The organism is Streptomyces sioyaensis, assembly GCF_004122735.1.
GTDB classification, from domain to species: domain Bacteria; phylum Actinomycetota; class Actinomycetes; order Streptomycetales; family Streptomycetaceae; genus Streptomyces; species Streptomyces sioyaensis.
The window spans coordinates 1-9243 of the sequence record NZ_SDIF01000181.1 but is presented as its reverse complement, the minus strand read 5'-3'; the positions used below and the strand labels follow the sequence as shown (position 1 = coordinate 9243).

General features: G+C 68.0%; 8 protein-coding genes. 7 read left to right on the top strand and 1 reads right to left on the bottom strand.

The features are described from left to right. The first annotated feature begins 556 nt into the window (after window positions 1-556). Window positions 557-1033 carry a peptidase inhibitor family I36 protein gene (locus tag EST54_RS31755; protein ID WP_129251157.1) on the top strand — a complete coding sequence of 159 codons (477 nt, stop codon included), beginning with the start codon at window positions 557-559 and terminating at the stop codon, window positions 1031-1033. A gap of 161 nt (window positions 1034-1194) precedes the next feature. Here EST54_RS31755 and aceE read toward each other — a convergent pair whose 3' ends face one another. After that, the gene (gene aceE / locus EST54_RS31750) at window positions 1195-3927 is read right to left on the bottom strand and encodes a pyruvate dehydrogenase (acetyl-transferring), homodimeric type (protein ID WP_129251156.1); all 2733 of its coding nucleotides are present in this window, start codon (window positions 3925-3927) and stop codon (window positions 1195-1197) included. A gap of 515 nt (window positions 3928-4442) precedes the next feature. Here aceE and EST54_RS31745 point away from each other — a divergent pair. The 6 genes from EST54_RS31745 (at window position 4443) to EST54_RS31720 (ending at window position 9010) form a co-directional block, all read left to right on the top strand. Further along, complete coding sequence (locus tag EST54_RS31745; protein WP_093482985.1) at window positions 4443-4874, top strand: DUF3052 domain-containing protein; 432 nt, start codon at window positions 4443-4445, stop codon at window positions 4872-4874. Between the two features lie 148 nt (window positions 4875-5022). Beyond that, the gene (locus EST54_RS31740) at window positions 5023-5481 is read left to right on the top strand and encodes a peroxiredoxin (RefSeq protein WP_129251155.1); all 459 of its coding nucleotides are present in this window, start codon (window positions 5023-5025) and stop codon (window positions 5479-5481) included. A 171-nt stretch (window positions 5482-5652) separates the two neighbouring features. Next, window positions 5653-6228 carry a TerD family protein gene (locus EST54_RS31735; RefSeq protein ID WP_006605845.1) on the top strand — a complete coding sequence of 192 codons (576 nt, stop codon included), beginning with the start codon at window positions 5653-5655 and terminating at the stop codon, window positions 6226-6228. Between the two features lie 186 nt (window positions 6229-6414). Beyond that, window positions 6415-6990, top strand: a complete 576-nt coding sequence (locus EST54_RS31730) for a TerD family protein (protein WP_129251154.1) — start codon at window positions 6415-6417, stop codon at window positions 6988-6990. A 51-nt stretch (window positions 6991-7041) separates the two neighbouring features. Further along, window positions 7042-8169, top strand: a complete 1128-nt coding sequence (locus EST54_RS31725) for a DUF475 domain-containing protein (RefSeq protein ID WP_129251153.1) — start codon at window positions 7042-7044, stop codon at window positions 8167-8169. A 97-nt stretch (window positions 8170-8266) separates the two neighbouring features. Beyond that, window positions 8267-9010, top strand: coding sequence for a TerD family protein (locus tag EST54_RS31720; RefSeq protein WP_129251152.1), 744 nt, complete (start codon window positions 8267-8269; stop codon window positions 9008-9010). Window positions 9011-9243 lie beyond the last annotated feature (233 nt).

Sequence of the window (9243 nt, the reverse complement as noted above, 5' to 3'; positions counted from 1 at the left end):
ACCGGCGCCCGGGGCCGGGAGCCGTACGGTCCTGGCGCCATCGCCATCGCGAACCCGCACCACACCCCACCGGCGCGCGGCCGGCCCGAGGAATCCTCGGCCGGCCGCGCGCCGTCGTGTGCGGTCCCGGCGCGGCAGCCTCAGCCGGACGTCAGCAGGCCGCGTCAACCCGCCGTTCGGGGCCTCCGCCCGCCCCATCCTCCTTACGCCCCACGGCAGTTGGCCCCGTCCGGAGCGGTGAATCCCTCATCCGGATGAGCCGTCACGGGAACCCTCGCCCCGCCTGCGGTCCTCCGGGGCGGCACGTCCGCACGGGCCCGCGGCACGCCCTGGGGAGAACGGTTTCTGCCCTCCGCTGCCGCCGCCCCGCCCCGCGTCAACACCGTGCACTGGCGCCCGGCTCCGGACCGTTCCGCTCGTCCACATACCTGATCCGGGTGGGACAGCCGCCACGGCCTTGGCAGCCGCGCCGCACCCTCGCGAAGCTCGAAGCCGAAGCACCCGCCGCGGGCAGCCGGCCCACAGCGGGACGCCGTACTCCACGGGGGAGATTCCCATGCGACTGCGTCCGCGTACGCCCCACATCACCGCACTCGCGACCGGCCTCACCGCACTGGCCGCCGCACTCGCCGTACCACCCGCCACCGGAACCCCAGCCGCGCAAGCGGCCACCGGCACCAGCACCCCGGCAGCGCAAGCAACCACCGGCACCCCGGCAGCGCAGGCGGTCACCGGCGCCCGGGCCGCCGCCGCGGGGGACTGCGCCGCGGGCCAGCTCTGCCTCTGGCCGGCGGCCGGCTTCGGCGGCACGCGGCGGACCTACGAGCTGTCCGACACCGACATCGAGAGCTGCATCCCGCTGCCCAAGGGCGGCACCGCCGCGGCGCTCGCCAACCGCACCGGCCGGCCGGTCACCACCTACCAGAGCGCGGAGTGCGCCGAGACCGCCGAGTTCGACACCTATCCGGGCGGCGGCACCTGGGTGCCCCGATCCCCCTACCAGGTAAGGGCGTTCAAGGTATGGGAACGCTGACCCGGCCGCCTGCGGACTCCCCGCGCACCCGAGCCTCTCGCCCCACTCGCCCTTCTCACCCCTCCTGCTTCTCCCACCGCACAGCACCGCGCCCCCCGACCGGCGAAGGACGCGGGTCGAGGGGCGCGGTGCGGAAGCTGCGGCGGTCGGCCGCGGAGAGGTCAGGCGTCGCCGCCGGCCTCACCCGCGTCGGCGGCCGAGACGTCCAGGAGCTGGTAGCGGTCGATCGCCTGCTTCAGCAGCGACCGGTCGACCTTGCCCTCCTTGGCGAGCTCGGTGAGCACGCCGAGGACGATGGACTGCGCGTCGATGTGGAAGAAGCGACGGGCCGCGCCACGGGTGTCCGCGAAGCCGAAGCCGTCGGCGCCCAGCGACTGGTATGTGCCGGGAACCCAGCGCGCGATCTGGTCGGGCACCGCCCGCATCCAGTCCGAGACCGCGAGCGTGGGGCCCTCGGCGCCCTGGAGCTTCTGCGTCACGTACGGGACGCGCTGCTCCTCCTCCGGGTGCAGAAGGTTGTGCTCCTCGATCTCCACCGCGTCGCGACGCAGCTCGTTCCAGGACGTCGCCGACCAGACATCGGCCTTGACGTTCCACTCGTCCGCGAGGATCTGCTGGGCCTCGACCGCCCACGGCACCGCGACACCCGAGGCGAGGATCTGGGCGGCGTGCTCGCCCTTCTCGCCGGGCTTGATGCGGTGCAGGCCCTTGAGGATGCCCTCGACATCGACGTCGGCCGGCTCCGCCGGGTGCTGGATCGGCTCGTTGTAGACGGTCAGGTAGTAGAAGATGTCCTCGGAGTTCTCGCCGTACATCCTCCGCAGACCGTCCTTGACGATGTGCGCGATCTCGTAGCCGTAGGCCGGGTCGTAGGCGACACAGGCCGGGTTCGTCGAGGCCAGCAGCTGGGAGTGGCCGTCGGCGTGCTGCAGACCCTCACCGGTCAGCGTCGTACGGCCGGCGGTGGCGCCGAGCACGAAGCCGCGCGCGAGCTGGTCGGCCATCTGCCAGAACTGGTCACCGGTGCGCTGGAACCCGAACATCGAGTAGAAGACGTAGACCGGGATCAGCGGCTCGCCGTGCGTGGCATAGGCGGAGCCCGCCGCGATCAGCGAGGCCGTGCAGCCCGCCTCGGTGATGCCGTCGTGCAGCATCTGGCCGGTCGGCGACTCCTTGTAGGCAAGGAGAAGTTCGCGGTCGACCGACTCGTACTGCTGGCCCAGCGGGTTGTAGATCTTCGCCGACGGGAAGAACGCGTCCATACCGAAGGTGCGGTACTCGTCGGGCGCGATCGGCACGAAGCGCTTGCCGATCTCCTTGTCCCGCATCAGGTCCTTCAGCACCCGCACGAACGCCATCGTCGTGGCGATCTTCTGCTGGCCCGAGCCCTTCTTGGCGCCCGCGTAGGCCTTGTCGTCCGGCAGCGCCAGCGGCTTGGCGCGCACGAGCCGGGTGGGCACATATCCGCCCAGGCCCTTGCGGCGGTCGTGCATGTACTGGATCTCTTCGGAGTTCCGGCCCGGGTGGTAGTACGGCGGCAGGCCGTCCTCCAGGTCCTTGTCCGGGATCGGCAGGTGCAGCCGGTCACGGAAGCCCTTGAGGTCGGCGACCGTCAGCTTCTTCATCTGGTGGGTCGCGTTGCGGCCCTCGAAGTTCGGGCCGAGCGTCCAGCCCTTGACGGTCTGCGCGAGGATCACCGTCGGCTGGCCCTTGTGGGCCTTGGCCGCCGCGTACGCCGCGTAGATCTTCTTGTGGTCGTGACCGCCGCGGCCCAGGTGCAGGATCTGGTCGTCGGTCATGTTCTCGACCATGGCGCGCAGCCGCTGGTCGTCGCCGAAGAAGTGCTGACGGATGTAGGCACCGGTCTCGGTGGCGTACGTCTGGAACTGACCGTCGGGCGTGCTGTTGAGCTTGTTGACCAGGATGCCGTCGCGGTCCTGCGCGAGCAGCGGGTCCCAGCTGCGGTCCCACACCAGCTTGATCACGTTCCAGCCGGCGCCGCGGAACTGCGACTCCAGCTCCTGCATGATCTTGCCGTTGCCGCGGACCGGGCCGTCGAGGCGCTGGAGGTTGCAGTTGACGACGAAGGTCAGGTTGTCCAGGCCCTCGCGCGCGGCGATGGACAGCTGGCCGAGCGACTCGGGCTCGTCCATCTCGCCGTCGCCGAGGTAGGCCCATACGTGCGACTTGGAGGTGTCGGCGATACCGCGCGCCTCCATGTAGCGGTTCATCCGCGCCTGGTAGATCGCGCCGAGCGGGCCGAGGCCCATCGAGACGGTCGGGAACTCCCAGAAGTCCGGCATCAGCCGCGGGTGCGGGTAGCTGGACAGGCCGTTGGGGGCCTTGGACTTCTCCTGCCGGAAGGCGTCGAGCTGGGCCTCGGACAGTCGGTCCAGGAGGAACGCGCGGGCGTAGACACCGGGCGAGGCATGGCCCTGGAAGAAGATCTGGTCGCCGCCGTCGCCCTCGTCCTTGCCCCGGAAGAAGTGGTTGAAGCCCACGTCGTAGAGGGAGGCGGAGGAGGCGAAGGTGGCGATGTGGCCGCCGACGCCGATACCCGGCCGCTGGGCACGCGAGACCATGACGGCGGCGTTCCACCGGGTCGCGTTCAGGACCTTGCGCTCGATCTCCTCGTTGCCGGGGAAGAACGGCTCGTCCTTGGTCGCGATGGTGTTCACGTAGTCCGTGCTGCGCATCTCGGGCACGGCCACACGCTTCTCGCGGGCGCGCTCGATCAGGCGGAGCATGAGGTAGCGGGCACGTTCCCGGCCGCGCTCGTCGACGGCTGCGTCGAGCGAGTCGAGCCATTCCTGGGTCTCTTCGGGATCGAAGTCCGGGACCTGGCTGGGAAGGCCGCCAATGATGATCGGGTTTCGATCGGATCCGGAAGCCACGCTGTTCCTTCGTGTTCGGTTCGTGTCGTGCTCTGCAGGTTATGGACCCTGTGCACGGACGAATGCTGTCTCTGCCTTGGTGTCGCGCCGTCTTCCATCGTGTACCGAGCCACAGGGATACGTCACCTCTACTGATGGGTAACCCATCCGTAGAGAGATGGCGCTGAAAAGGCCGATTTCTCGGGTCGGCCAAATCGCAACCATACGCTCATGTCGAAAGTGCTTCGCGTACGGACGTCCGGGCACCGAAATGAGATCCGGAACCGGCCGGTGCCCCCCGAAGGGACCAGTCTCGCGCGAGTACCCGACAAACCCGGCAGAATGCTGTGGTGTGAATCACTTCGGCTTGTCCCGCCAGGGTCGTGGTTGCGGCGAGACGCCGCCAAACGTCACCGTTTCGGCGGTCTGGATCGCCGGGTACTTGCGCGATCCGCCCGGCCCGTGTGGACTACGCCCAATGCTCCGCGCACGCGCGGGGTCCCCGAGCATTTCCGAAACATGACAGGAGGCAATCCGTGAGCGCGACCGCGGACCACGCGGAGGAGCGGACCAACCCTGCCGCCAGGCTGGGGTTCGAGCCCGGACAGGTGGTCCAGGAGATCGGCTACGACGACGACGTCGATCAGGATCTCCGCGAAGGCATTGAGACCGTGATCGGCCAGGATCTCGTCGACGAGGACTACGACGACGTCTGCGACGTCGTACTGCTGTGGTTCCGCGACGAGGACGGCGACCTCACGGACGCGCTGGTGGACGCCATCGGGCTGATCGACGAGGGCGGGCAGATCTGGCTGCTGACCCCGAAGACCGGCCGCGACGGGTACGTCGAGCCGAGCGACATCAATGAGGCCGCGCAGACCGCGGGTCTGTCCCAGACCAAGAGCATCAACGCGGGCAAGGACTGGGCCGGCAGCCGACTGGTCACACCCAAGTCCGGCAAGCGCTGAGCCGCACCGCCCCGACGTTCGTCCCGAGCCCCCTCCGCGTCTGTTCCGGAGGGGGCTCGGCCCTGTTCAGGACGCGTTCCCCCCTTGTGCACCCTGGCGCGTAGGGTTGGTCGCGTTCTGTTGGCAGTGAGCGGAAGGGAAGCACCCCATGGCGATCGAGGTCGGCACGAAGGCTCCGGATGTCGAGCTGAAGAACCAGCACGGCGAGCTGGTCAGGCTCTCCGACTTCCGCGGCGAGAAGGCCGTCGTCCTCCTCTTCTACCCCTTCGCCTTCACCGGTGTGTGCACCGGTGAGCTGTGCGCGCTCCGTGACGAGCTGCCGAAGTTCGTCAACGACGACGTCCAGCTGCTGGCCGTCTCCAACGACTCCCCGTTCTCGCTGCGCGTCTTCGCGGAGCAGGAGGGGCTGGAGTACCCGCTGCTGTCGGACTTCTGGCCGCACGGCGAGGTCTCGCGGGCGTACGGCGTCTTCGACGAGGAGAAGGGCTGCGCGGTGCGCGGCACGTTCATCATCGACAAGGACGGCGTGGTGCGCTGGACGGTCGTCAACGGCCTGCCCGACGCCCGTGACCTCAACGACTACCTCACGGCGCTCGGCAGCCTCTGAGCCGCGCTCTCCCACGGCGCCGGGTGCGCCCACCGGGCCGACATCCGCACGGATCCAGGTGCGATATCTGCAATCGGTGGGAACCGGTCACTAGGATCAATTCGTTGATCCGATGCCATGCACGATGGGGGCGCAAATCTTTACGTACCCCTCGAATCTTTGGGAGGACTCGTGGGAGTCAGCCTCAGCAAGGGCGGCAACGTCTCGCTGACGAAGGAAGCCCCCAATCTGACCGCCGTCGTCGTCGGTCTGGGCTGGGACGCGCGTACCACCACCGGTACGGACTTCGACCTGGACGCCAGCGCCCTGCTGACGAACGACCAGGGCAAGGTGGCCAACGACCAGAACTTCGTGTTCTTCAACAACCTGAAGAGCCCGGACGGTTCGGTCGAGCACACCGGTGACAACATCACCGGTGAGGGTGAGGGCGACGACGAGCAGATCAAGGTGAATCTGGCCGCTGTTCCGGCCGATGTCGACAAGATCGTCTTCCCGGTGTCGATCTACGACGCCGAGACCCGTCAGCAGAGCTTCGGCCAGGTCCGCAACGCCTTCATCCGGGTGGTCAACCAGGCCGACAACAACGAGCTGGCGCGCTACGACCTGAGCGAGGACGCCTCGACCGAGACCGCCATGGTCTTCGGCGAGCTGTACCGCAATGGCGCGGAGTGGAAGTTCCGGGCCATCGGGCAGGGGTATGCCTCGGGTCTGCGCGGCATCGCGCAGGATTTCGGCGTCAACGTCTGATCGGCAGCAGCCGCGATCTGATCGTCGACGCCCGGCCGGGCAGCGCTCGCGCAGTGGCCGCCCGGTCCAGGAATGACCGCGTCCGGCGCCGTACGTCCCTCACCGGGGAGTGCGGCGCCGGACGCGCTTGAAGGGACGGGGCCGTGCCCGGCACGGCCCGCACCGACATCGGGGAGGAAGCGCACGATGAGCGTCACGCTTGCCAAGGGGGGCAATGTCTCTCTGTCCAAGGCCGCTCCGGATCTCACACAGATCATGGTCGGCCTCGGCTGGGACGCGCGGTCCACGACCGGAGCGCCCTTCGATCTCGACGCCAGCGCACTGCTGTGCCAGTCGGGACGGGTGCTGGGGGACGAGTACTTCGTCTTCTACAACAACCTCAAGAGCCCGGACGGCTCCGTCGAGCACACCGGGGACAACCTCACCGGAGAGGGAGAGGGCGACGACGAGTCGATTCTGGTCGATCTCTCGCAGGTGCCCGAGCCGGTCGACAAGATCGTCTTTCCGGTCTCGATTCATGAGGCCGAGGCGCGCGGCCAGAGCTTCGGCCAGGTCAGCAACGCTTTCATTCGCGTCGTCAATCAGACCGACGGCAGCGAACTCGCCCGCTACGACCTCAGTGAGGACGCCTCCGGGGAAACGGCGATGATCTTCGGCGAGGTGTATCGCTACAACGGCGAATGGAAGTTCCGGGCAGTAGGACAGGGGTACGCGTCGGGTCTGCGGGGCATCGCTCTAGACTTCGGGGTCAACGTTTCGTAAAGCGCCGCGCGCTGCGCGCGGGGGACCCACACAGCGAGGGATTGGGTAGCAGTGCTCCTGAAAACCTTTGGCTGGTCGTTCGCCATCACGGCGCTCGGCCTCGCCTTGGCCGGCGTGCTCTGGGGGTGGCAGGGGCTGGCGATTGTCGGGATCCTGTCCGTCCTGGAGATCTCGCTCTCGTTCGACAATGCCGTCATCAACGCGGGCATCCTGCGCAAGATGAACGCATTCTGGCAGAAGATCTTCCTCACCGTCGGCATCCTCATCGCGGTGTTCGGCATGCGGCTGGTGTTCCCGGTCGTCATTGTCGCGATCACCGCGAAGCTGGGGCCGATCGAGGCGGTCGGTCTCGCCATCAATGACAAGGTGCGTTACCAGGAACTGGTCACCAGTGCCCACCCGGCGATCGCGGCCTTCGGCGGGATCTTCCTGTTGATGATCTTCCTCGACTTCATCTTCGAGGAGCGCGATTACAAATGGCTGTCCTGGATCGAAAAGCCCATGGCCAAGATGGGCAAGCTCGACATGCTGTCCGTCATCATCGCGCTGGTCGTCCTGCTGGTGACCGCGATGACGGTGGCCACCGCCGCGGCGCACGGCGCCGGTGACAAGAGCGCCACGGTGCTGCTGGCCGGTGTCGCGGGTCTCCTGACGTATCTCGTCGTCGGCGGAATCTCCGGCTACTTCGAGGACAAGCTGGAGGAGGAAGGAGAAGAGGGCGACGAGCCCGCGGCGGCTCCCGCGAAGAAGGGCACCGGCGCGGCCGTGGGCCTGGCCGGCAAGGCCGCGTTCTTCATGTTCCTCTACCTGGAGGTCATCGACGCGTCCTTCTCCTTCGACGGCGTCATCGGCGCCTTCGCCATCACCAACGACATCTTCATGATGGCGCTGGGTCTGGGCATCGGCGCGATGTACATCCGCTCGCTGACGGTCTTCCTGGTCCGCAAGGGCACCTTGGACGACTACGTCTACCTGGAGCACGGCGCGCACTACGCCATCGGCGCGCTGGCCGTCATCCTGCTCCTCACGATCAAGTACGAGATCAACGATGTCTTCACCGGCCTGGTGGGCATCGTGTTGATCGGCCTCTCCTTCGCCTCGTCCGTGGTCCGGAACCGGCGCGAGGGCAAGCCGGGGGAGAGCGCGGGAAAGACGTCGGAAGTGACTTCCGGAGTGTGACACGGCGCTGATTGAGGAACGCTCTCTGCGGGGCGGCCCTGGGGTGCAGACCTCGGGCCGCCCCGTGCGTGTTGGGGCCGAGAATGGGGTGGGCAACGTGTCGTTCCTGGGGAATCTGTGGCGCGGTGGCGCCTCGAAATTCGACTTCGACAGCGGCGGCGCGTCGTACGTGGTCGAGCTGACGAAGCGCAATCCGGTCGTCTCCCTGACCAAGCAGGGGGCGGCCAGCGGGCATCTGCGGGTCAATCTGCACTGGCAGATGCGGACGTCCGATTTTCATGAACGGAGCGGGCACACCACGGGCGGACTGCTGCGGCATCCGGGCAAGCTGTTCAAGCCCGAGATCGTGCAGGCGCAGGGGCCGGCCGTGGTCAATGTCGACCTGGACCTGGCCGGTCTGTACGAGCTCACGGACGGCACCAAGGGCGTGGTGCAGCCGCTGGGCAACTTCCTCGGCGACCTCAACGCCCCGCCCTTCGTGAAGCTCAGCGGCGACGACCGTTTCGGTTCGGGGTCCGGTGAGACGCTCTACATCAACCTGGATCACCGCGATGAGATCAAGCGGTTGCTGATCTTCGTCTACATCTACGACGGCACGCCGGCCTTCGACCGTACGCATGCGGTCGTGACGCTCTATCCGAGCAGCGGGCCGCGGGTGGAGGTCAAGCTGGACGAGCGGGCGCCACAGGCCCGCTCCTGCGCCGTCTTCATGCTGGAGAACGTCAAGGGCGAGCTGGTGGTGCGCCGCGAGGTGAAGTACGTCTACGGCTTCCAGGCGGAGCTCGACCGGCTGTACGGCTGGGGTCTGCAGTGGGGGCGGGGCTACAAGTCGAAGGTGTGAGCCGCCGGGGTGGCGCGCGGTCCGGCGGGCTCACCCCCGGGGCGGCGGTTCCGCCCCGGGCGCCGGACCGTCCCTAACGCCGCTGGAACTGCGGGCCCTGGGGCGGCAGCACGAAGGACGGGTCCGGCACGAAGGTCTGCTGCGGCGGCACCGGATAGCCGTACGTCCCGGCCTGCGGCGCGGGGGGAAAGCCGTAGCCGGTCGGCGGCTGGGGCTGGGGCTGGTACTGGGGC

Bases quoted from the DNA above. Each gene is read 5' to 3' on its own strand.
- EST54_RS31730 (WP_129251154.1), top strand. From the start codon at position 6,415: ATGAGCGTCACGCTTGCCAAGGGGGGCAATGTCTCTCTGTCCAAGGCC.
- EST54_RS31755 (WP_129251157.1), top strand. From the start codon at position 557: ATGCGACTGCGTCCGCGTACGCCCCACATCACCGCACTCGCGACCGGC.
- EST54_RS31740 (WP_129251155.1), top strand. From the start codon at position 5,023: ATGGCGATCGAGGTCGGCACGAAGGCTCCGGATGTCGAGCTGAAGAAC.